The 24,632-nt window shown below is 34.6% G+C and carries 18 protein-coding genes and 3 pseudogenes; 18 read left to right on the forward strand and 3 right to left on the reverse strand.

Going from position 1 to position 24,632, the window contains the following annotated elements; translation table 11 throughout:
• From OS139_RS10025 to OS139_RS10040, 4 genes and pseudogenes are all read left to right on the forward strand, one after another.
• Nucleotides 1-104: pseudogene (locus OS139_RS10025) on the forward strand (IS982 family transposase); the annotation flags it as partial.
• Nucleotides 105-190: 86 nt separating this feature from the next.
• Nucleotides 191-1,045 carry an AraC family transcriptional regulator gene (locus OS139_RS10030; RefSeq protein WP_002331979.1) on the forward strand — a complete coding sequence of 285 codons (855 nt, stop codon included), beginning with the start codon at nt 191-193 and terminating at the stop codon, nt 1,043-1,045.
• A 96-nt stretch (nt 1,046-1,141) separates the two neighbouring features.
• Nucleotides 1,142-3,391 (forward strand): alpha-galactosidase, encoded by a 2,250-nt coding sequence (locus tag OS139_RS10035; RefSeq protein ID WP_002331978.1) that lies wholly within the window; start codon nt 1,142-1,144, stop codon nt 3,389-3,391.
• A gap of 2 nt (nt 3,392-3,393) precedes the next feature.
• Entirely contained in the window at nt 3,394-4,566 is a 1,173-nt protein-coding gene (locus tag OS139_RS10040; protein WP_002331977.1) for an MFS transporter, read from the forward strand.
• A 406-nt stretch (nt 4,567-4,972) separates the two neighbouring features.
• Here OS139_RS10040 and OS139_RS10045 read toward each other — a convergent pair.
• A pseudogene (locus tag OS139_RS10045) lies at nt 4,973-6,134 on the reverse strand (IS3 family transposase).
• 71 nt (nt 6,135-6,205) lie between these two features.
• On the opposite strand from OS139_RS10045, the pseudogene OS139_RS10050 reads away from it, so the two are divergent.
• From OS139_RS10050 to OS139_RS10080, 7 genes and pseudogenes are all read left to right on the forward strand, one after another.
• Nucleotides 6,206-6,628: pseudogene (locus OS139_RS10050) on the forward strand (hypothetical protein); the annotation flags it as partial.
• Between the two features lie 450 nt (nt 6,629-7,078).
• The gene (locus OS139_RS10055; protein ID WP_002291914.1) at nt 7,079-8,017 is read left to right on the forward strand and encodes a 2-dehydropantoate 2-reductase; all 939 of its coding nucleotides are present in this window, start codon (nt 7,079-7,081) and stop codon (nt 8,015-8,017) included.
• Nucleotides 8,018-8,029: 12 nt separating this feature from the next.
• On the forward strand, nt 8,030-9,082 hold the full coding sequence (locus OS139_RS10060; protein WP_002291912.1) for a PTS sugar transporter subunit IIC: 1,053 nt from the start codon (nt 8,030-8,032) through the stop codon (nt 9,080-9,082).
• Nucleotides 9,083-9,347: 265 nt separating this feature from the next.
• Nucleotides 9,348-9,983, forward strand: a complete 636-nt coding sequence (locus tag OS139_RS10065) for a DUF998 domain-containing protein (protein ID WP_002296392.1) — start codon at nt 9,348-9,350, stop codon at nt 9,981-9,983.
• Between the two features lie 232 nt (nt 9,984-10,215).
• The gene (locus OS139_RS10070; RefSeq protein WP_002292291.1) at nt 10,216-10,620 is read left to right on the forward strand and encodes an organic hydroperoxide resistance protein; all 405 of its coding nucleotides are present in this window, start codon (nt 10,216-10,218) and stop codon (nt 10,618-10,620) included.
• Between the two features lie 132 nt (nt 10,621-10,752).
• A complete protein-coding gene (locus OS139_RS10075) occupies nt 10,753-11,796 on the forward strand; it encodes a hypothetical protein (protein ID WP_002331973.1) in 1,044 nt (347 codons plus the stop codon).
• A gap of 14 nt (nt 11,797-11,810) precedes the next feature.
• Complete coding sequence (locus OS139_RS10080) at nt 11,811-12,374, forward strand: restriction endonuclease subunit S (protein WP_002294754.1); 564 nt, start codon at nt 11,811-11,813, stop codon at nt 12,372-12,374.
• Nucleotides 12,375-12,803: 429 nt separating this feature from the next.
• On the opposite strand, the gene OS139_RS10085 is transcribed toward OS139_RS10080, so the two are convergent.
• Nucleotides 12,804-15,566, reverse strand: a complete 2,763-nt coding sequence (locus OS139_RS10085) for a sigma 54-interacting transcriptional regulator (RefSeq protein ID WP_325066900.1) — start codon at nt 15,564-15,566, stop codon at nt 12,804-12,806.
• A gap of 302 nt (nt 15,567-15,868) precedes the next feature.
• Here OS139_RS10085 and OS139_RS10090 point away from each other — a divergent pair, with 302 nt between their 5' ends.
• From OS139_RS10090 to OS139_RS10110, 5 genes are read left to right on the forward strand one after another with little or no spacing between them, the layout of a single operon-like run.
• Nucleotides 15,869-16,303, forward strand: coding sequence for a PTS sugar transporter subunit IIA (locus tag OS139_RS10090; RefSeq protein WP_016627774.1), 435 nt, complete (start codon nt 15,869-15,871; stop codon nt 16,301-16,303).
• Entirely contained in the window at nt 16,304-16,786 is a 483-nt protein-coding gene (locus OS139_RS10095) for a PTS system mannose/fructose/N-acetylgalactosamine-transporter subunit IIB (protein ID WP_002307832.1), read from the forward strand.
• 3 nt (nt 16,787-16,789) lie between these two features.
• Entirely contained in the window at nt 16,790-17,605 is an 816-nt protein-coding gene (locus tag OS139_RS10100) for a PTS mannose/fructose/sorbose/N-acetylgalactosamine transporter subunit IIC (protein ID WP_325066902.1), read from the forward strand.
• The gene (locus OS139_RS10105) at nt 17,602-18,426 is read left to right on the forward strand and encodes a PTS system mannose/fructose/sorbose family transporter subunit IID (RefSeq protein ID WP_325066903.1); all 825 of its coding nucleotides are present in this window, start codon (nt 17,602-17,604) and stop codon (nt 18,424-18,426) included. The genes OS139_RS10100 and OS139_RS10105 overlap by 4 nt, the downstream gene beginning before the upstream one ends.
• Nucleotides 18,427-18,473: 47 nt before the next feature.
• Nucleotides 18,474-21,056 carry a family 78 glycoside hydrolase catalytic domain gene (locus tag OS139_RS10110; protein WP_325066904.1) on the forward strand — a complete coding sequence of 861 codons (2,583 nt, stop codon included), beginning with the start codon at nt 18,474-18,476 and terminating at the stop codon, nt 21,054-21,056.
• Nucleotides 21,057-21,233: 177 nt separating this feature from the next.
• Here the strand turns inward: OS139_RS10110 and OS139_RS10115 are convergent, their stop codons facing one another.
• Nucleotides 21,234-21,794: a TetR/AcrR family transcriptional regulator gene (locus OS139_RS10115; protein WP_002307838.1), complete on the reverse strand. Its 561-nt coding sequence runs from the start codon at nt 21,792-21,794 to the stop codon at nt 21,234-21,236.
• A 141-nt stretch (nt 21,795-21,935) separates the two neighbouring features.
• Between OS139_RS10115 and OS139_RS10120 the strand changes: the two genes are divergently transcribed.
• Complete coding sequence (locus tag OS139_RS10120) at nt 21,936-22,550, forward strand: GNAT family N-acetyltransferase (protein ID WP_002338589.1); 615 nt, start codon at nt 21,936-21,938, stop codon at nt 22,548-22,550.
• A gap of 189 nt (nt 22,551-22,739) precedes the next feature.
• A complete protein-coding gene (locus OS139_RS10125; protein ID WP_002307841.1) occupies nt 22,740-24,620 on the forward strand; it encodes a heavy metal translocating P-type ATPase in 1,881 nt (626 codons plus the stop codon).
• Nucleotides 24,621-24,632: the final 12 nt, after the last annotated feature.

Consider the following 24,632-nt stretch of genomic DNA (forward strand, 5'->3'; position numbering starts at 1 on the left):
GGCTAGAGAGTAGATTTGAAAGCATATTACTGGCTTACAGTGTTCTATTAAGTCGAGCACAACGACGTTTTGAAGGAACTTTGAGATATTCTTTAGGATATTAAAATTAACTAGCACCACGGGTGATATTATGTAATAATATAAACATGATGAAACAAAAATTATCCAAATCTAACTTAGGAGGACTAATATGGAAAATTCTCTATATTTAGTGAAAGAGCCTAATACCCATTTGAGAGATTGTTACTTTAATTTTTGTGGATACTCAAAAACAGAACCTAGACATAGTTTTGGACCAGCTATTCGAGAACAGTACTTAATACACATAGTCTTAGAAGGTGAAGGTTATTATTCAATTAATGAACAAAAATACTATCTGAAAAAAGGACAAGGTTTTGTGATTCCACCAGGAGTATCTACTTTCTATCAAGCAGATGAAAAAAATCCTTGGTCGTATGTATGGTTGGGATTAAGTGGAGAACTTGTAGAATACTATCTAAAAGAAATCGGTGTTGGAAAGGAACATCTTGCTTTTAAAGTCGAAAATTTAAATTCATTTAAAGGATTAATTTTTGAAACCTTATCGTATGATCAGGACAATCTAGTTAGTGAATTGTCCAGACAAAAACAAGTTTATAAATTTTTAGAACTCCTCTTAAGTTCAGCTAGTTATCTGAATGAAGGGATAATTACTAAAAAGATGAATCCTTTTGTTCGTCAAACAATTAAAATAATCCGCGAAAATGCGTATCAAAAATTATCTGTTAAAGATATTGCTGTCAGTCTATCGATACACGAAAATTATTTATCACGATTGTTTAAGAATGATATGGGAATATCAATAAAAGAGTATATTAGTGAAATCAAAATTTCTATTGCAAACGATCTGTTATCATCAACTGAATATTCAATCCAGCAAATCAGTGACAAGATAGGATTCTCAACAGTACAATCTTTTTCTAAAGCCTTTAAGAAAGCAAATGGTGTTTCACCGGGAGTATATCGAAAACGTAGATTAGGTCTAGGAATCATTAATGGTGAATAAACTAAACATTTGATTTTGATAAATATTCGTTACGTTAAACGCTTACTATTTATGTGAGCGTTTTTTATAATGCAATAAAGAAACGGAGGAGAGCTTATGTATAAGGATAATGAAATGAATATTATTTATCGATCAGAAAACCAACAATTTCATTTGTTTAATCAGGAGATAAGTTACATTTTTAAGATATCGGAAGATGGTAAATTATTGCATTTATATTATGGAGAAAACTTGCCAGATAGCGATTATAGCCATCTAATTGAAATGCACCATCGACCTATGACTACTTATAGAAAGGAAAACGATTTATTATACTCCCTAGAGCACTTGAAACAAGAGTTTCCTGAATATGGTACAACAGATTTTAGACATCCTGCCATTTCACTACTACAGAAAAATGGCTCTCGTCTAACAGATTTTATATATCAAGGATACGAAGTAGAAGAAGGAAAACCAAAATTAGAAGGTTTACCTGCTACCTATGTTGATAATAATGATGAAAGCAAAACATTGAAAGTTTATGTTTTAGATTCAGTTACAAATGTTCAAGTAGAATTATTATATACAATTTATAGAGATTATCCTGTTATTACTCGTAGCGCGCGAGTTATGAATAAAGGAAAAGATATTCAAATAATCGAGAATATTAGCAGTTTATCATTGGATTTACCCGATGCAAATTATGAATGGCAACAATTATCTGGTGCTTGGGGAAGAGAAAGAACTATTAAGTCGCGTACTTTACAACAAGGAATTCAATCAATTGAATCTACTCGAGGTATTTCAAGCCATCAGCATAACCCATTTGTTACTTTAAAAAGAAAAAATACTGATGAAAATCAAGGAGAAGCTATTGGTGCAGCACTAGTTTACTCAGGAAACTTCTTAATTCAAGCAGAAGTAGATACATGGGATGTTACTAGACTACAAGTTGGCATCAATCCATTTGGATTTAATTGGAAACTCAATCCAGGAGAAATATTTACAGCACCAGAAGCGATTCTGGTTTATTCAAGTAAGGGTTTAAATGCCATGAGTCAAACTTTTCATCAACTATTTAGAAAACGCTTAGCTCGTGGTAAGTGGCGAGAAAAAGACCGTCCTGTCTTAATTAATAATTGGGAAGCAACATATTTTGATTTTGACGAAGAAAAGTTGGTAAATATTGCTAAAAAAGCATTTGATGTTGGTATTGAATTATTTGTATTAGATGATGGCTGGTTTGGAGAAAGAGAAAACGATTGTGCAGGATTAGGAGATTGGCATGTAAATCCTAAAAGACTACCTAGAGGAATCGGCAGCCTTTCAGAAAAAATTCGTAGTTTTGGTATGAAATTTGGTTTATGGTTTGAACCTGAAATGGTGAATAAGGATAGTGAGTTATATCGCACACATCCGAATTGGATTATTTCTACACCTAATCGAAAACCTAATCATGGTAGGAACCAATATGTATTAAATTTTGGGTTAGATGAGGTTGTTGAAAATATTTTTGATCAAATGTGTGAGATTATTGATGAATCTAACTTAGATTACATTAAATGGGATATGAATCGTCCATTAACTGATGTATTTGATAGTCACTTGTCAGCAAACCAACAAGGAGAAGTATTTCACCGATATGTACTAGGTGTATATCGCTTATATGAAAAACTCATTACAAAATATCCTAACATATTATTTGAGTCTTGTTCTTCAGGTGGTGGACGCTTTGATCCAGGAATGCTGTACTATGCTCCTCAAGCCTGGGCGAGTGATGATTCAGATGCAGTTGAAAGGTTAAAAATTCAATACGGAACCAGCATGCTTTATCCTGTTTCATCTATTGGCGCTCATGTGTCAATCGTTCCAAATCATCAAACAAATCGTGTAACACCTATAAAGACTAGAGGAAATGTAGCTTTTTTTGGTGCATTTGGATATGAGCTTGACTTAAATGAACTAAGCGAAGATGATTTGAGTATTGTCAAAGAACAAATTAGCTTTTATAAAAAATATAGAACCATAATTCATAATGGTACTTTCTATAGATTATTATCTCCTTTCGATGATGATAATCAAACCGCATGGATGGTTGTTAGTCATGATAAGAAGATTGCTATTGTAGCCCATTATAAAACATTGAATGAGGTAAACGCTCCTTATCGCCGACTGAAATTGAGAGGGTTAGATAGTGATAGATTTTACAATGTGGGACAAAATAATTTACGATCTGGAACGGAATTGATGAGAGCAGGACTAGTCTGTTCAGATGCATCTAGTGGACAAATAAATGATCAGAATCGACGCCCAGAAACATTTGATTTTGATTCTAAAATTTGGGTTATAACACAGGAGGAAAAGTAGAGATGAATAACCAAAAAAGCTTACTTCAAAAAGGAGCAATCTTAAGTATTTCACTAATGTTAACAAGCTCTCAAGCAATTAATGGTGTTATTCCACAAATGAAACAGTCTTTGGGGATATCACAAAGTCAAAGTGAACTTTTAGGAACTGCACCAAGTATAACTGTTATTGTGTTTATCTTATTATCTAGTTACTTTGCCAAAAGAATAGGAATGAAAAATACAATAATTTTAGGTTTATTATTAGCTGGTATAGGAGGAATTATCCCAGTATTTACAGCTACCTTCCAAACCGTTCTTATTAGTCGAGTAATATTAGGAGCCGGTTTAGGATTATATAATTCATTGGCTGTGACATATATCAGTTCTTTATATTCTGGCAATACTAGAGCAACACTATTAGGTATTAGAAATTCAATGGAAGCTTTAGGTCAGACAATTCTTATTTTTCTTGCTGGAGTTTTAGTGAACATTAATTGGACGGCTTCGTTTTTAGTCTATGCAATTGCGTTTCCTGTAGCTCTCTTATTCGCGCTAAAAGTTCCTGAAATTAGAGATGAAAATAGCGACATACCTGAAAATCATATAAATGAAAAGATGAATCCAATGGTTTTTGCTCTAGTCCTATTTGCAATCTTACTCGTAATGAATAGCATTGCTATTTCTGTCCGATTTGCATCGATTGCAACTGAAATTAAAGGGGTAAACTTTAATGCTAGTAACTATTTAGCTCTAATGCCTATCTTAGGAATACTAGCAGGATTTATGTTTGGACCAATAAATAAGTGGATAGGAAAAGGAACCCTATACTTGGGAATTATATTCTTTATAATTTCAAATTTGTTAATTGCTACGTCAAATGGTAATATGGCGTTCCTGCTAACAGGTTTATTTTTATCAAGTATAACAGGATCGTGGTGTTTCCCATTTATCTTTAGTAACTTAGATAAAGTAACTACAAAGGATACAATTAATTTTGCTACTTCATTGATTTTTATTGGCTGTAATATTGGCAATTTTATAGCTCCTATTTCTATGCAATTAGCACAATTGCTAACTAGAAGTACAAACTTAACTGCTCCATTTTTTGTATTTGCAGGAATATTTATGGTGGTCTTATTTGTAACGTTTTTTGCGACAAAGAAAAAAACTACCAGAGTAATGACAAACTTATAAAAAATAGTTAAACCTAATCTATGATATTGAATAAAGGTCAATAAATTCGTTAGTTAGCTAACATATTGTTTGTGTTGTTATAAAAAGCATTCCTTCAACGGAATGCTTTTTAGTATGTTAATAATATGTTATCTAATAAAAAAATTATATAAAATACAAATTCAAATACCTATAGAGAGTGTATAAAATATTTTGTGTAAATAGAAAAAAGGAAGTCCCTTCTGTAGAATAAAGTTACCACACCCATTCACAGAAAAGAGGACTTCCCTATGAACGATTGGAATGGCAACAGTTTTTTTGACAAATTTTATAAGGTGCAGAACTTCTTTCCGTATGCTATTCCGATTGTCCTTGACAATGAGCCTCCTCGGATGTGACGATCTTCGGCAGGAGCTAACAATTAAAGTTAGACTGCCTCGCTAGCGTTAGCACATCCGAGCTCATTATCAAGGATTCGCTGCGCCAATCTCTGGTTACGGTAACCAACCGGTGTCTCGTAGCCAAGTGTACCGTGCAACCGAAGGTGGTTCCACCAATTGACATAGTCAAATAACTCCAAATCCAATTGTTGTAAGGTTTCAAATGTGTATTGATAGACAAATTCTACTTTCAACGACTTATAAGTTGATTCAGCTACGGCATTATCAAAAGGACAGCCTTTATGACTCAATGATCGATTGATGTCAAAAGTTGTTAATAATTCATCAATAGCTTGGTTATCAAACTCTTTTCCACGATCAGTATGAAAAATCTCAACCTCTGTCAGAGGTTGTTTGATACGGCTAAATGTTTTTTTACTAGAACGGCATCTTTATGTTCTCCACAAGAATAGCCGAGAATTTCTCGATTGAACAGATCCAAAATGAAACAGACATAATTCCATTTTTTCTCGACTCGTACATAAGTCAAGTCTGTTACGATCGCTTCTAATGGGTTGTCTCTTAAGAATTTACGATTCAATACGTTTGTCGTTTTGGCTTCATTGCAAGTAGAATGATGTACTTTAAAATAAGCAACAGTATAGCTCGATTTTAATCCTCTATTTTTCATGATTCTACTAATTTTTCGTCGGCTGATCTGAATGCCTCGTTTTGATAAGGCTTTTTTTATTTTTCTTGAGCCGTAGGCCTTTCGGCTGCGGATAAATTCTTCAGTGACTACTTCTTCAAGTTCTGATTCGTCTTTCTTTGGTTTTGATTGATAATAATAGGACTGACGTGATAGACCTAATATTCTGCACATCGCTGATATAGGGTAAAGATGCTTATTCGCATCGATTACTTGTTTCTTCGTCCGAATATCAGCGCTGCTTGCTTTAAAATATCATTTTCCATTTCTAATTGCTGGTTTCTTTTACGTAGTTCTAACAATTCTTTTTGTTCAGGCGTAAGATTATCTTTTTCTTTGAATGAACCACTCGTTTTAGATTGCTTTACCCATTTGTCAAATGCTGAAGCCGTTAGTTAATATTCTCGAATGATTTCTACACGTGGCTTTCCAGCTAAGTAAAGATTGACGATTTGTTGCTTGAATTCTTGTGAAAAAGTTCTTCGTGTTCTCTTAGACATAAAAATTCCTCCTGGTATATTTTCTTCTAGTCTACACACCTTAATTTTTCTGTCTAGTTAATTGTAGCCTATCCAAACTTTTGTTAAATAAGAGTGAGATAGGTAATAGAGATCAATATATTAGAGCTAAAGGGCAAGAAATAATTGATTCATTAGGTGAAATGAGGTCATACAATTATTTGTATGTAACACATAGAGCTGATGGAATGGTCATTACTGTGGGGAAATCTTCTTCTAATGATATTTTTTTAGATGGAGATCTTTTTTATCAACTCAATACAAATCACTTGTCTGGCACTGAAAATATAATTTTAAGGACGGAATATGGCAATGAAATATTTGCAAAATATGATGAGATTTTAAAAAATTATTTGGACTGGGCTTGGATAATTCCGGTTGAGTCAGGAGATGCTAAGAAACTGGAGAGATTATTGGGCGATGAACTAATTAATAAAAAAGTACCAATTTTAAATTATTATTCCCATAGACAATAAAAGGCTATTTTTCATGATAATACTAGTTATAACTGTAAAAATGGAAGAAAATCTGGGAAAGAAGTTTTTAAATAAGTGTATTGTTCGATTTTAATAAATAATAAGCAATACCATCCGTCTGTGTTGCGCAACATCGTACTACAATGAATATTTTTTCACAAAAAGAAAATCATCCATCGAATGAATGGAAGGTTTTAGTATACACGAGGTTAATGCCCCCTCTTTTATAATCAGAGGAGTGAGGTTTTTTCTATGAATGTTTCTATTTTCTTATTGCTAGTCTAGTTTCTCTTACGATGAAATTGGGATTCTATTCCAGTTTTTATTGATTTGCTGATAAAATAACTTGAATGGTGGATATAAACATGATAAATAAGAGAAGAATAACAAAACAAGGTTGTGAAATGATTCTCAAATGAATATAATAGAAAGAAAAAGGAGGAAGAATCAATGAAAATAGCAATTGCAGGCGCTGGCGCAATGGGAAGTCGCTTTGGGTTAATGCTTCACCAAAGTGGGAATGAAGTATTATTAATCGATGGCTGGGCAGAACATGTCCAACAAATCAAAGAACATGGATTACAAGCAAATTTTAATGGTAAAGAGGTAGAAGCAAAACTACCAATCGTTCTTCAATCCGAAGTAGAAAAAGAAGATCAAGTTGATCTGATTATTCTATTTACCAAAGCGATGCAGCTGGAAAAAATGCTGCAGGATATCCAATCATTAATCAAAAAAGATACAGAGGTCTTATGTCTATTAAATGGTATCGGGCATGAAGATATTATTGAGAAATTTGTACCAATGGAAAATATCTATATTGGAAATACCATGTGGACGGCAGGTCTTGAAGGTCCTGGTCAGGTCAAATTATTTGGAAGTGGTTCAGTAGAATTACAAAATTTAGGTGATGGAAAAGAAGCAGCTGCAAAAAAATTAGCAGACAAATTGTCTGAATCAGGATTAAATGCTCATTTTTCTGACAATATTCACTATTCTATTTATCGCAAAGCATGTGTGAACGGAACAATGAACGGACTATGCACAATCTTAGACGTTAATATGGCTGAGCTAGGAAAAACATCGACTGCTCATAAAATGGTGGCGACGATTGTCAATGAGTTTGCCAAAGTAGCAGCAGTAGAGAAGATTGAACTAGATGTCCCAGAAGTCATTGCACATTGTGAATCTTGTTTTGACCCGGAAACAATTGGGTTACATTATCCTTCAATGTATCAAGACTTGATTAAGAACCATCGATTAACAGAAATCGATTATATCAATGGCGCAATTTCTAGAAAAGGGAAGAAATATGGTGTTGCGACGCCTTATTGTGATTTCTTGACTGAGCTTGTCCATGCAAAAGAAGATAGTTTGAACGTAAAATAAAGGAGAGATTGAATGGAAACTTCACAAAAAATATCACCGAAAATTTTTCTGAATAAAGTCCTCGCTGGTACAGCAACAGGAATCATTATTGGATTGATTCCTAATGCAGTATTAGGTGCCATTTTAAAATATTTTAGTGCGTATCCCTTTGCGGTAACGATCGCACAGTTAGCAGTTATTTTTCAACTAGCAACACCTTTGATCATTGGTGGTTTGATTGCCTTACAATTTGGATTTGATCCGATGAGAATGATGGTTGTAGCCGGAGCTTCTTTTGTTGGTTCTGGTGTAGTCAAATTCACACCTGATTTGGGTGAAACGGGTGTTTACGTTGGTGCTGGTACAGGCGATATTATTAATACGATGCTGACAGCATCGATTGCTGTCGGGCTGATTTTACTGATTGGAAATAGTTTTGGGTCAGTGTCGATTGTGTTAACACCGATTGTTGTAGGTGTAGGTGCAGGTTTACTTGGTTTTTATTTATTCCCTTTTGTAACAGCAATTACTTCTGCAATTGGATCATTGATTAATAACTTCACTACCTTACAACCGCTGTTAATGTCTATCTTGATTGGTTGTTCCTTTGCCTTTTTGATTATCTCTCCTATTTCAACAGTAGCAATCGGAATGGCAATCCAACTAGATGGTGTTTCTGCTGGTGCGGCTGCGATGGGCGTAGCTGCAACCACTTTTGTTTTAGTAGTGAACTCTTGGAAGGTTAATAAGTCAGGTGTGACAATTGCGATTGCTTTAGGCGCTATGAAGATGATGATGCCTAATCTATTTAGAAAACCTGTGATTCTTATTCCTTGTTTAGTTAGTGCAGTGATTACAGCTATTCCTGTCGCTCTATTTTCTATTTCAGGTACGCCTGCTTCTGCTGGTTTCGGCGTGGTCGGACTTGTTGGTCCGTTGGCTTCTTTAGATGCAGGGCTAAATGGCTTTCTTGTTGTTCTTTGTTGGTTAGTCATCCCTGTTTTTGCGGCACTAATTACTCAATTTTTATGCGAGAAAGTATTTAAACTGTATGATCGAGAAGAAGTCTTCAAATTTTTAGGCTAGTAGATTTTACTAAGAAATTTTCAATCAATGGATGCGTAAGTGAGATGTCAACAACATCTGACTTACGTTTTTTTGCCTTTTTGAGTAGGAGATTGATGCTGACAACTGAACTCTTCAGTGCCATTCGATTTTTTAAAATGTAGAAGAAACTCACCTTTATGTTATTGATTGTTCAAAAGGCAACTAGAATAAAAATATGTGTTAAAATGAGAAAAAATTTGATTGTTGGATGTATCGAATAATCACTAAAAAGTAGGGGAAGAAAATGATTTTTTTGCAAAAATATGGTTTTTATTTTTTATTATTAGGTGTGATTAGTGATTTATCGACACCGTATATCCTTGGCCTTTTTTATCCCAAACTGAATCAAATGACTACCGTAATTAGTGTGTTTGGTGACGTAGATAGTCCAGTCAGACGTGCTTTCTTGGTCTGGTCAGTTGTATCTGGACTTTTTTTTGTTCTTTCGTTGCCTGCGTTGTATCACCTATTTATTGGAACATCAAAAACACTTGCAATACTTGCTGTTGCAACAGTTGGTTTATATGGGATAGGTGATTGTATTTTTACTGGGTTATTCAGTATCAATACGAATGAAAGCTCTTGGAATCTATCGACTTGGATCCATAATATAGGTTCTGGGCTAGGCTATGCAGGCTTTCTACTTTTCCCATTGTTACTTGTTCTGCTTTATCGTCAAAGTGGTCAAGGTACGCTTAGCCATTTTTATCTTGTTTTAACAGTTATTAGTTTACTAATTGCAGGTCTTTACGGATTAGCACGGATTCCGTCGATTAGTCAGTTTGCCTTCTTTAAGCAATTGGGCTTCTTTCAACGCTTAAGTTTTTTCTTTAACTATTTGCCGATGATTTGTTTAAGTTTTTTTCAACTACGAAAGTAGAAAAAGCAGTGTGAAGCTGATTAAGTGGTTCTATGATATTTGGTGTTGTTACTCAAGGCGAGTAAGGACACCAAATATCATAGAACCCTTCTTTTTTTGTATAGATAAACTGCTTCTATCACTGATCATCGATGTTGTCTAACTGATGTCGCCGAATGCAAGCATTACCTTTGTCAGATTAAAAAATACTCGTTACACTTAATATAGAACGACGAAAGAAAGGATGATCTCAATGAAAAAAATGTACGAAACAGCAATGATCAATCGTGGAGGCCGTGATGGCGAAGTTGAGGCACCAAACGGAAGTATGCACATGAAGATCGACCGCCCAGGAATCCATAGTGAAGGGACAAATCCGGAACAACTTTTTGCGGCTGGATACGCATCTTGCTTCAACGGCGCGGTTCAACACATGCTGGAAGAAAATAATCTTGAGTCTGATTCTGAAGTCAAAGCACGGGTATCTTTATTTCAATTAGAAGATGGGGGCTACCAAATCGGGGTCGTTTTAGAAGTTTCTTTGCCAGGACTTGAGAAGGACCAAGCAGAGAAAATCGCAGAAGAAGCCCACGCATTTTGCCCATACTCTAAAGCAACAAGAGGCAATATTGATGTGGAAGTGACTATAGTAGAATAAGGGATTCTTAATGTTACTATAAATGAGATTATGAAAGATCCTATAAAGAAACGCTAGTAAAAGAAACATGTAGTTACGGTAATTAATAGCGGTATATGGACGATTGATCGAATAGAACAAGGAGGCAAAAAAATGACACAGCGGGTAGCAATAATGATTTTAGTGTTGCTGGTCATTGGCCTCCTTGTTTACTATGTCCTAAAGTTTAAGCATTGGAAGCAGCAACGGATACATCAGGATATTGAAAAAAAGTTAAAACGGTATCCTATTGTTCAAGCAGCTTGGGAAAAGGCTGAAGCAAAACAATATAACATTCCTGGATTAACAGAAACAAGAATGGTGGTGCCGGAAACCGGCGAAAATGAGGTTTGTCAATGGATGACGCCGCAAGGGTTGGCTTTTTCTCAAGATTTTGTGTTTATTTCTGCCTACTGCTATGACCATCAGCATCATTCTATTATTCATGTACTGGATAGAGAAACAGGACAGCCGATCAAACTGCTGATTTTACCTAAACGGCCACATGTAGGGGGCTTAGTATATGATACAAAACGGGAACTTTTATGGTTGACAATCACAGGATCTGCTACTGGACGAGTAGCCGCTTTACGTTTGATCGATATCTTAGCAGATACATCTGAAGAGACGGGACAGCCAATCTCTTATTGGCTGACAACTGATCTCTCAGAGATTCCACAAGCATCGTATTTGACTCAAAACAATGATCAACTGGTATCTGGCAACTTCACACTAAAAGGTGAAGGACAGTTGACTTTCTATCTATTGCCGACGATAGCTGAAATGAAAACAGCAATTCGCCGCAAAGACAAAATCCAACCAACCGTGACAATGAGCAGAAAAACATCTGATAAGATTCAAGGTGTGGATTTTTATGGCCATTATCTCTTAGCCAGTCGTTCTTATGGTCCTTATACCTCGGAACTCTTAGTGTCCGAGCGGGACTCTCCTAGCCGGATCCTAAAACGAATCAAATTTCCACCGTATTTGGAACAAATCGTTGTTGTAGAAGATCGTCTAGCAGTATTGTTTGAAAGTGGCGCCGCAGCGTATCGCGAGAAAGCCAATCCTGTGTTAGCCAATGTTTTATTACTAGACTTAGCAACGTTGCTTCATGCAAATAAGCGTCCCAAAAAGATTGCTGCAACTAAAAAATAGTCGGACAACTCAAGATGATCACTGTTGTTCATAAAGAACGACAAGAAAAATCATCTAGCGATGTTCGACTATGGGTTTATTTAGGAAGTATTTCTACTAAGATTCAATATGGCTATACAGATTCGGCGAAAAAACAAGGCAATGTTAAGTTTTTGAGAATCACAGATATACAAGAGGGACGTGTAAATTGGTCCAGTGTGCCTTACTGTGATATTAGTAATTCTAAACTAGTTGATTTAAGATTGGAAGAAAATGACATTTTGATAGCAAGGACAGGAGGAACTATGGGAAAAAGTTTCTTGGTTAAGGAAATAAGTGAGGAATCTGTTTTTGCTTCTTACTTGATTCGAATTAGGTTAGTTGAGAAATTATTATCAGAATACGTAGACTGCTTCTTAGACTCGCCATTATATTGGAAGTTATTAGAAAAAATTTCTTACGGAACTGGGCAACCAAATGTAAATGGTACAAATTTATCTAAACTACTTATACCATTACCACCTTTAGAAGAACAACAACGCATGACTACTAAAATAGAAATGATAAGAAGATCTATTCGTAGAATCAATTTTGAGTAAATATAACGGACCTAGCATCCATTTTATACCAGATGATGCTAGGTCTATTATTTATATTTTATGGAATTTAATTGATTTGTTCTAGTGTTTTAATATTATTACGACAGTAAAAAAATAGTTTGATTCTTCTAACATGAATGACCATCTAGAAGTGGAAATGTATAAAAGATTTATTTTATGAAGTTTTCCTAATATCATTCACTCATGATACGCAGCTCCGTATCATAAATAAAAATACCATTGAAAAAAATTATAATAAATAAGCTTCAATTGTGATACGAGAAGGATATGGTTCTTCTTAACTAATATTGAAAATAGTCAGCAAAAAGGGGGACAAACTTTTAATTGTCTCCCTTTAATTGTTAAGGTGAAATATTATCACTCTTAAACAATAAGTTTAAAAAATACTCGTTTACATAAACCGAAGGATTATTTAGATGCAATAATATCATAGATAAAGAAACATTCATCATAAGAAACAGTGATCCCAAATTCTGTTTCAATATTTTTGAAGGCCTTTTTTACATGAAAAATTGGTTCATGAGAAGGCCTTGTGTCATCTTCTGATATAATTTTAAGTTCATGACCGTTTATCAATGTACGCTCAATTAGACACGCTGTATGAATCAAAAGTTTTAAAAGAATGGAATAAGTGAATTTTTTGTGGAAAGTACATTCCAATTCTTCGATAAAATCCATTAAGCTTTTTTGGATCTTATTCCCAGCTAATAAGTAGAGGTATTTGTCCACTGCTTCAATTCCCATATCAAAAACGATATTTCTTGTGAATGAGTGGCTGCTGCCCTTTTTTGATTGTTGTTCTTCAGTCGTAAGATGACAAAGTACCTTATCTAACCCATCATGAAGAACAATTTCTTCTAGAGAAACAAAAGGAGCATAGCTGATTTTTGGATTTACAGTCCCGACGATTGCTATGATTTCTATATCTTTAGAACGTAGCATGGTTTCTCGTATTGAAGTTCCGTTATGACCGCTGATTGATTGAACATCAACATCAAATATTTTTAATTCTTTCAATAATGATTTAATGTTTTCTTCTAAAAATCGGGCGGTTCCTTCTCCAGTTTGACAAACTGTGTAGATGATTTTGCTTTTTCTCTTATTGAATTTGGAAACTATTTTATTATTAAGTAAAGTATTTCTACGATTATCAATGTCTAAAATATTATTGATAGTAGATTGTAGTCCCATAGATAAAAATTCTGTATTTTTAGCAGCTTCTAATATTATCAATGTATCAATTCGTTCAATGATAAAAATGCTTTTTTGGGTTTCTTTTCTTAAATTAGATTCAAAATTTACTAAAGATCCCATATCAGCAAAAATGATGATTTCTGTCGATTCAAAGTCAGCTATCGTTTTTTTTATGGCATCATAAGTTTGCTTTGGTGTACTGTGTAAAGGCATGTCAACAGGGACAATAATTTCTTTGGAAAGAAGACTATTCACAGTATGTGCAATTTCAGATGCGACGCGCTCGCCGTGGGCACATACAAGAATACTGACATTTTTACTATTTGTTTTATTTTCTACTATGGAAGAAACGATAAGACTCAATGAATGGATTTCATTTTGAGAAAAAATGATCTTCTTTTTTTGTTCTAACTGCTTGACGATTTTACGTGTAACTTGCATAACATTAGCAGGTAGCTTCTCTGTTGTTTTGATCTGGCTGAAAAATATATCGTTTTGTTGAGTATGGCTGTGAATATATAAAGCAAAAGCAGTACTGACATTTTTATCTAGGATGATGCCTAAGGTGTTATATAAAATATCTGATATTAATAAGACAATGCTTTTTATATCATCGTTCAATAAAAAGGTGAAATGATCATTTCGCAATCGCTCTTTAGCGATTTCTTGTGAATAATCATTAAATGCTTGTGTAATTGAACGGGGGCTATTGGAATAATTCTTAGTAAAAAAATTTACAAAATCATAGCTGGCGATTGTTTTTCTGTCTTCATCCAATGTGGTATCAAAAACAAATGGCTTTACGCCAACAATCGTTTCGATTTCTTTTTTGTCAGCTAGATTTATTTTTATTAAGGATGATAAAACTGTAGGTGGAAAGAAGTCTTGCGTAATCAGAACTTCTTTTGAATTGTTTTTTTTCTTTTCTAATAGAGCACGAGCTACAGATAATTGAATGTCACTTTTCAATTGACCGATGTTTCCGAGCGGGGTATAAGCCAACAATGCTTGAATCGCATCTGGCTGTACGATTATTTGAGAACCAATTTTTTCTGTTTCTTTGTTATATAAGAATGATATGAGATCCAATCTTTCGGCAATGCTTCTTTCTTGAAAGTTTGGAAGTTGGATCATGACAGGGATTCTACGCTTAAATGTTTCTAATAATGCTGAATTCGGAGGCTCTGTAGTTGCCGTGATCAGCAATGTTGAAGCGTAGCGCTTATTGACAGAATCACCTAGTTTATAGAACTGATTTTTATCGATAAATTGAAAAAGCATCTCCTGTCCTTCTGGAGGCAAGCGATGGACTTCATCAAGAAACAAAATTCCTCCATTAGCAGCTTCTATCAATCCTACTCTATCGGCATCTGCTCCAGTGTACGCTCCTTTGACATTTCCAAATAAGTGACTTAGCAATAATTGCGGATTGCTTGCATAGTCGGCGCAATTAAGAACAGAAAAATTTGCTTTTTCGTTGAAAATATTTTCTTGTTTTCCATAATCAAATATTTTTTCAGCTAACAAGCTTTTGCCAGTCCCTGATTCTCCAAAAATCATCATATGTAATCCTCTTGGAGGATAATTGATTGCTGCCTCTGCTAATTGAATAACTGGTTGTAAACTTTTATTTGCACCGATCAACGAATCAAAAGGATGAATTTTTTTAGAGGAGTAGTTATCTTTTATGAGTTCTTGTATGGAATTTATTTCTATCTCTCCTATATAACGAAGGTTTAGTCTTTGACAGAGTATTTTTTTACATAGAAATCTGGTTGGTTTTCCTGATAGTTTTAATAATTTGTCCTGCCTCATGAGTTTGTTTAGATCCGAAGAAGCATTATTTCTTAAAATATCTAATTCCAAAGACACTTCTTTTGCGGTTATACCAATATCTGTATCATTTAATAAAATCTTTTTTGAAAGGCTTTCTGTGTAAGCGGTGCAGTAATGGTGCACCTTGTCTATTCGTTTCATAAAACACCTCCTCCCACTAATATAAAGCGCTTTAATATAAAAATCAATACACTTAAATACTTATGGAAAAAGCTGAGAATGGCTTTTGAAGATAGCAGTCGACTATTTATACCAATTTTATTAAATCTTAGTTAGAAAAGATGTTTTTTGTGTATTTATCTGTATCATTACGTACGTGATAGTCCAATATTTTTATTATGCGTATTACATGTGCATTTTTTTTTTTTTAGAATTGCCTAGATTTCAATAAGTTAAAAAATGGCACGAGTTTTGCTTTGTTTTTTATTGAAGGGAGGCATTTGATGAATAAGAAGATGGGAGTTATTTTAGCAAGTCATGGTTTTTTTGCTAAAGAAGCACTAAATAGTTTAGAAATGATACAAGGTGATTTTAGTAATGCACGTGTGGTTTCATTATTTCCAGGAATGAGCTTAGCTGATTTTGTAATTAAAATTGAAGAGAAAATAGAAGAACTTGATACGACTACTGGACTGCTTATTATATGTGACATTTTTGGAGGAACACCTAGTAATGCAGCCGCGATGATTTTAATGAAATACCAAAGAAAGGATTACTATGCTTTTGCAGGATTCAATCTAGGGATTCTGCTTGAATTGTCTAATTTTAGAGAAGAGGCACCTGAGTACGTGATGGAGAAAATGAATGAATTAATGTCTTATAGTTGGAAACAGATAGAAACATCAAAACCAATAATCGAAAAAGCGGAGGGATTGTAGATGGCAATTGAATTGATTCGTATTGATGATCGTCTAATACATGGCCAAGTCGTCACAACTTGGGTAAAACAAAAAGGAATTGAACAAATCTTGATTATTAATGATTCGATAACAAATGACCCTGTTCAAAAATCAGTTTTCGATATGATGGCACCTCAAGATGTCATTGTAAAAACATTCGGGGTAGAACAGTTTGCAGAAATCTATCAAAAAACTGCAATTAAAAGAAAAACCTTATTATTATTAACGAATCCTGTAGATGTAGAGACGTTGTTAGATGGAGGGGTCCAGTTTAATTATTTAAATCTTGGCGGCATGAAATTTACCTCTACTCGTACAAGGTACACACGGGCTATTTCTTTAGATGAGAGAGAAAAACAAGCACTTGTCAATATTAGCAACAAAGGTGTCAAAGTATCCGTTCAAATGATTCCATCAGATAAAGAAATCCATATATCAGAATTGATAGAAGGAGAGGGATAATAAATGTTAATACAATGCATATTGTTAGCAGTGTGGGCTGGGATTTGTACTGTTGATGAAAGGACGCTGTGGACTGGAACGCCAAAAGCAATTTTAGCTGGATCAGTTGCAGGAGTGATAATGGGAGACATCACTACAGGTTTGGTAATTAGTGGTACACTTCAAATGATGTGGCTGGCAAATGCAGCAATCGGCGCATATATCCCACCTAATGAAGCAACAGGAGCGATAATTGGCGTGGCAATTGCCATTATGACAGGCGGTGGTTTAGCAACTGGTTTGGCAGTAGCTGTACCAACAGAATTGTTGTGTCAGCAAATCATCATGTTAACGAATACGGTCAATATCGTTTTTCTTCATAAAGCAGAGAAAGCAGTGGAAAGTGGGGATTTTGACAAAGTTGCACGATATAACTATTTAGGAATCCCATTAAGTTTTATTGCTGGTTCAGTTCCTGTCTTTTTAGCGGCATATTTTGGCGGACCAGCAGTACAATCAGTTTTGGATTTTGTGCCGGAACAAATTTTTGACGGACTAACTGTATCTGCAGGCATTATACCAGCTGTTGGTATGGGTATGTTGTTGATGATGATGTTAGGTAAAAATATGTGGATTTTTTTGCTTCTTGGCTTTGTATTTGCAGCATATTTGAATTTAGGAACAATCGCTATCTCGATCATAGGAGTTTGCTTAGCTGGTCTATATGATCTAATGATAAATCGGGAGGACTCAACACAAAATGTTAGTGTAACGTCTAATGAAATTGTCACAAATAAAAATGATGATTCAGAAGCTATTGAGGAGGTATACGATTTATGATTATAGAAAATGAGCAATCAAAGATGACAAAACAAGATTTAACAAAAGCATTCTTTCGTTCTCAATTATTAATGGCTACAAGTAACTTTGAACGAATGCAAGCATTAGGTGCATATTATTCAATAGTACCGACTTTGAAAAAAATATATGGGGATAAACCAAAGGAGGAACGGGTAGCTGCAATTAAGCGACATTTAGAGTTTTTCAATACTAATCCCTATGTATACGGTCCGATTTTAGGAATAACAATGGCTATGGAGGAACAAACACCAGAGGATCAAAAAGAGTCTGTTTTTGCTGTGAAAACTGGATTGATGGGGCCTTTTGCTGGTTTAGGTGACAGCTTGTTAGCAATGACAGTAGTTCCTATATACATGAGTATTGCTTCAGGGCTAGCAATTGAAGGGAATCCAATCGGTCCTATTCTTTTCTTCATTCTGTTCAGTTTGACTATTTGGCCTTTAAAATATAAAGGAATTTTTATGGGGTATGAAAAAGGATCGGCGTTGTTAACAGGAGAAAACGGCAATAAAATGTTAAAATGGTTGGCTACTATGGGAAATGTGGTCGGAATGATGGTAGTTGGTTCTCTTATCGTAAGTACTGTGAAAATTAATATTCCTATCGAATATACGGTTGGAGAATCTACCATAAAGATCCAAGAAATGTTAGATGGTATCATGCCTAATTTCTTTCCATTGCTTATCACGTTGCTTGTCTATTATTTACTTAAAAAAAGAAATGCAAAAAATGCTGTAGCAATCATCGTTTCGATTATGGTAATTGGAATCTTTTTATCAATAATAGGAATTCTAGCGTAATTATCTGCATAGAAAATTCTTAAGTCATTGAATAATGTGGAGGCGTTATGGAAAATTGTACCGATTTAATAACAATAAATGGAAAGTATACTAATTATGCTGTGGATGTAGAAGAATCGATTATAATAAATTGGTCTCGAATAAACATAATTCAAAAAAAAGCCCAGTTATATATTATGAACGAAGATCAAGATATCGTTCTCAAACAAGAGATAGGAAATAAAAAATATAGCAACGTGAAATTTCCAACTATTTCTGATCAAAGAAAAAAGTACTTACTTCATATCATTATAGAAGGGGAAGAAAGTATACAGGAATTTCATACAACGTTTTATTCCGCAAACCCTAATTTGAAGAACGCACATTGGATTACAAGACAAGATCATCCTATTGAGAAAGAAAATATGTATTACAGAGATCGACCTTCTATTATTCTAAAAAAATCATTTATAGTTGAGAGACTAGAGAAAGATTTATTTTTAGATATTTGTGGATTAGGATACTATACAACTTATATCAATGGGAAAAGAATAGACGATTACTATTTGAATTCAGATGTAACAAACTATGGTAAGCAAGTGTATTATGATACTTATAAGCTTAATCCTTTTGTGGAAGAAGGTTCAAATGAAATTATAGTAGAATTGGCAAATGGCTGGTACAATCCTGCCCCGTTGAAATTATTAGGGAAATACAACATGAGACATCGCCTTTCTATTGGTAAGTCAATGCTCATTTGTTCAATCAGCGAATTGGCGAATGGCAAACAAAGAAATATCGTTGAGAGTAATCATGATTGGTTAGCTGAAGGAGGGAAAATTCTATTCGACAATATTTATATTGGCGAAAGAATTTCGTTTGTTGAAAATGAGGAAAGTAATCCTGATTCATCTACTCGAGTAAATATGAGGGTAACGGAAATCGTTGGTCCAGCTGGAAAACTTGTGCCAAGTACTATACCAAAAACGAAAAGATTGAAAAAAAGAAAACCAAATGTAATAAAGAAAACAAAATATGGTTATTTGATTGATTTTGGAAAAATTATTTCAGGACAGATTTCTTTAACTATTTCTTCAAAAAAACAAAATATAAAAATTAATTATGCTGAGAGCCTCAATGATTCGCAAACCGAATTGGACTATTCTACCACAACTACAAGTATATATGGAGTCAATGATCCGGAACAGGGGATTAATGAATCAGATACAGTCATACAGGAAGATCAGTTTCTATGTGGGGACGGCAAAACGACATTTGAAAACATGTATGTTTATCACTCATTTCGATATATGAAAGTTGAGGGAGAATGCGCTATTTTTGATATCAATGATTTACATGCATTTGATACTTATGCTGATCTTACAATAACAAGTGAATTCAATACTTCTAATCAGTTGTTGAATGATCTTCAACGTATTGCGGTTCAAACCAAAAGAAATAATATCCGTTCATATTATGAAGATTGTGCTCGTGAAAGACTAGGATATGGTGGAGATATTGTCGCATTAATAGAATCTCAAATTTATTCATTTGATTCGGAACAATTATTGAAAAAAGTGTTGCTTGATTTTATTTTCGATCAAACCCTTGAAGGAGGAATAACACAAACTGCTCCATTTATGGGTATCCAGACGTTTGGACCTAGTAATAACGCTGGTTCGTTAGGATGGCAATTAGTGCTTCCAGTCATTGTCTTAAAATATATGAAATATTATGGAATGTCCATTATTGAGGACAAAAGAATTTCAGTATCTTTGAATAGACATCTGAATTATCTTTTGAAATTTGATTATGAGTACATTAAGTATTGTTGTTTGGGTGATTGGGGTTCTGTAGATACTGTTCTTATTAATAACAAAGAAACACCGCCAGATAAAGAATTTTGTTCAGCAGCAATGTATTTAATAGTATTGCAAAGCTATCAAAAATTAGCTGTGTTTACTAAAGGAATGAGCTTTGAAACAGAAAAGTTAGAAGAAAAAATTAGGTATGTAAAAGAAAAACTAATAAAGGAATATTACAATTCTAAAGGTTATTTTCAAGGTGGCAGCCAATCAAGCTATATTTTTTCTCTCAAAGCTGGATTAGATAAAGAATTCCCAGAATTATTACAAAAATTCAAAAACCAAATTAGGGAAGATGATGGTGTCTTTAAGATGGGGATTTTTGGCATGGCGTGGTCATATGAAATTCTAGATGATCAATATTTAATTTATCAATGGCTCACAAGGAAAAGTTATCCAAGTTTTTATTCTATGGTATCTAATAATAGTGGAGCGTTGGGCGAGTATTTTAAAAAAATGGATGGATCTTCTTTAAATCATGCTATGTTCACATCATACAGTCAATGGTTTATCTCTGCTTTATTGGGAATCAAATTTGATCAAGAGACACAAGAGTCTACTGATTTATTAATTGATCCTTATATTCCTGACGATATAGAATTTGCAGAAGGGACTTTAAGAACGATTCATGGAGAAATTGGAATAGGATGGAAAAAAACGCAAGAAAAAACGATGATAAAAGCCCAGATTCCTTCAACTATCAATTATAGATTCTCAAAAGAATTTAAAGTAAACTCGAAAACAATCATCGATGGCAGTTGGTTCATTGAAGCCATCAAAAGATAATTAAGTAATAGTGTACAATCATTATTTTTGTTACAAAATTTGTATGGTGGAAGCAACTAAATATATTTCACTCCTATAAAAAAATTCGAAAAACAGCATAGTTTTTCAAGAACTTTTTCATCTATTTTTACCGGAAAAAGTGGCTGCGACAAGATTTTTGTCACAGCCTTTTTTTATTCAAGGCATGATTTTCTCTATGTGATCATTCAGTTTCTGTAAGAGTTCTAATAATTCTTTTTTGGAGTACTTGTAATTGCTTTCTACCCATCGATTGAGAACAGATAGACAACCTTGGACGTGGTACGTAGTGAAGAATCTCATTTCTTCTGTGATAATCGTTTTCTTGTCTTCATATAGCCATATGTTCAGATAGTTTTCTTCAATAACTTGTTTAACTTTCTTCTGAAACGAAATATCACCATGGTTGAGGATAAATAAGTGATATAAAAAAGTATTTGCGTAAACATAGTCAATCAAGCGAGTGTATAGTTCCTCATAGCTATGGGCTGGATCATAAGAGAGAATTTCATTTAGATCCCGAAAAAAGTTGCTTTCTAATTGATCATATAGATCATAGATATCTTTATAATGTGTATAAAAAGTCGAACGATGTACATCTGCCGTTTCTGTTAGTTCGCGTATAGTGATTGCTTGAATCTTTTTATTTACTAATAATGTGGATAGTGCTTCAGCCAAAGCTTTTTCTGTTTTTTTGACGCGTCTATCTGTCTTTTTCATTTACCTATCTCCTTATCCGACATATCAAAGCAAAGCTGTCGCTTAATCGACAATCTTATAGATGATTGATTATAGATAGTAGACACTGTGTCTATTATAATGTAAGTATAACACAATCATTGAAGTTGTGGAGGCGAAATGATGAAACTAACTTTTAAACCCTTAGAAAAGAAAGATTACAAAAAAGCTATCTATTTTGCTGTTGAAGGAATGAACTTTGATAGATATATGGAAAACGAACTTCTGCTGAATCTTTACGGAAGATATTTTTTGTATATGGAGTTGAATCGAGCTACTCAAATTCTTGCTTTGTATGCAGAGGACGAGTTGGCAGGTGTTTTGCTGGCGGAGATAAAAGGAGAAAAAAAGAAACATCGTTCTTTTGGACAGCAAATATATGTTAAGATATTCGATTTTTTACAAAATATATTTGCTAAAGAAAGTAAAGGAGCTTACGAGACAGCAAATGAACAAATGCTTGCAGCATATTTAAAGAAGCATTCACCAGATGGAGAGATCATTTTTTTAGCTGCAAATCCTGATTTGAAAATAAAAGGCATCGGTACCAAGTTGCTAACAGAATTTGAAAAAAGAGAGAAAGGAAAAGAAATATTCCTTTTTACAGATAGTGGCTGTACGTATCAATTCTATGAACGACGTGGATTTGAAAGACTAAAGGAAAAAATTAGCAAGATAAAAATCTTAGATAAAGAAATAGATCTCCGATGTATGCTGTACAGGAAAATCATTCAATGAAAATTTCGATAGAAACGACAATAGTTGGCAAGATCACTTTTAGTGAGTCTTCTTGCTAACTATTTTTTGTAGTATATTCTACCAAAAGAAAACCGCCTTTTTGACTAAACTTGATAGTGGTCAATTTTTTATGATGGATAAGTCTCTATACTTAGTCTCGTAAGAACGAAAAGGAAAAGAGGGAGAAAGATGAAATTTCAAAAGTGGATCCAAGAGCACCGAAATCATATCACCGCCTTATCAGCTGTGTTGATTATTTTTGGTTTTATCGGAAAATTTACTGGATTTGTCTTGTTCTATAACATTGTTCTAGCCATAGCTTCTGTTATTGCGGTCATACCTATTATGATCCACGCGTATCAGGCAGTAAAAGTCAAAGTTATCTCAATTGATTTACTCGTTACTATTGCTGTGCTTGGTGCCTTTATGATCGGAGAATACAAGGAGTCAGCTATCGTTACATTCTTGTTTTTGTTTGGTAGCTATCTGGAACAAAAAACATTGACCAAAACGCGGGAATCAATCAAGGCTTTGACCGAGATGGCCCCATCGACTGCTAGTGTTGTCCAAGAAGATGGAACGACTGAAGAAGTGGAAATCGATGACGTGGAAGAAGGCGATATCGTCTTAGTAAAAACTGGTGGAGCTATTCCTGTGGACGGTCGAGTCATTGACGGAAAAGGTTATGCGGATGAAGCCGCAGTGACTGGTGAATCACGACAAGTCGTCAAAATCAGTGGAGATGAAGTCTTCTCTGGAACGATTTTAGCAGATGGCTATATGACGATCGAAGCAACTAAGGTCGGAGATGATACGACCTTTGCCAAAATTATCGAATTAGTAGAAGAAGCACAAGATACCAAATCCCATGCGGAAAAATTCATTGATCGATTTTCTCAGTATTATACTCCAACCGTTTTACTTGTTGCGTTGCTTGTTGGTCTGATCAGTCGTGATTTTCGTTTAGCAATCACTGTTTTGGTTCTTGGTTGTCCTGGCGCTTTAGTCATTGGTGCGCCTGTTTCGAATGTAGCAGGAATCGGTAATGGAGCAAAACGGGGCATCTTAGTCAAAGGCGGTGAAGCAATGGATACTTTTTCCAAAATCAATACTTTTGTCTTTGATAAAACCGGTACATTGACCAAAGGAACTACTGCTGTATCCACTATCAAGAACTATACAGAGAATGAAGGGGACAGCTTAGCTTTAGTGGCTCGATTAGAAACGTTATCCGATCATCCTCTGGGGCGCGCCGTGATCCATTATGTTCAGGAGAAAGACATTGATTTTCAACAATTAGCAGTCAAAGATAATCAGACGATCAAGGGACAAGGCATCACAGCTGAGATTGATGGACATACAGTTTGTGCGGGCAACACCAAATTGATTGCCGCTCACAAACTTTCTCTCACACCAAAGCAAGTACAAGATTTACATCAATTACAACAAACAGGCAGCTCGGTCATTATTGTAGCAATCGACAAAAAAATCACTCAAATCATAGGTGTGTCAGATGTGATTCGACCAGAAGTCGCTGAACAATTAGCTAAGTTGAAACAAGCAGGAGCAAAACAGTTAGTGATGCTGACAGGTGATAATCAGATGACTGCTGATTATGTAGCTTATATGTTAGGCATTGATGAAGTCCATGCTGAATTATTACCAGACGAAAAGGTTCAATTTGTGAAAAAATACCAAGAACAAGGATTGCGCGTTGCTTTCATTGGAGATGGAATCAATGATTCTCCCTCTTTGGCTGCGGCTGATATCGGGATTGCTATGGGATCAGGAACGGATGTTGCTATCGAAACGAGTGACGTTGTCTTGATGCAATCTAGTTTTGGATCGTTGGTTCATGCCTACCGCTTGGCTAAGAAAACTGTTTTAAATACCCGTGAAAATGTAGTGATTGCCATTGGTGTCGTCTTATTTTTACTCATCGGCTTATTTGCCGGGTTTATTTACATGGCTAGTGGGATGTTCGTTCACGAAGCTAGTATCTTGATCGTTATCTTTAACGCGATGCGTTTATTGTATTTTGGACACGAAAGCAAAGAAGAAAAATCGTAAAACTTGATAAGA

Source organism: Enterococcus sp. E4-223 (assembly GCF_035727065.1).
GTDB classification, from domain to species: domain Bacteria; phylum Bacillota; class Bacilli; order Lactobacillales; family Enterococcaceae; genus Enterococcus_B; species Enterococcus_B faecium.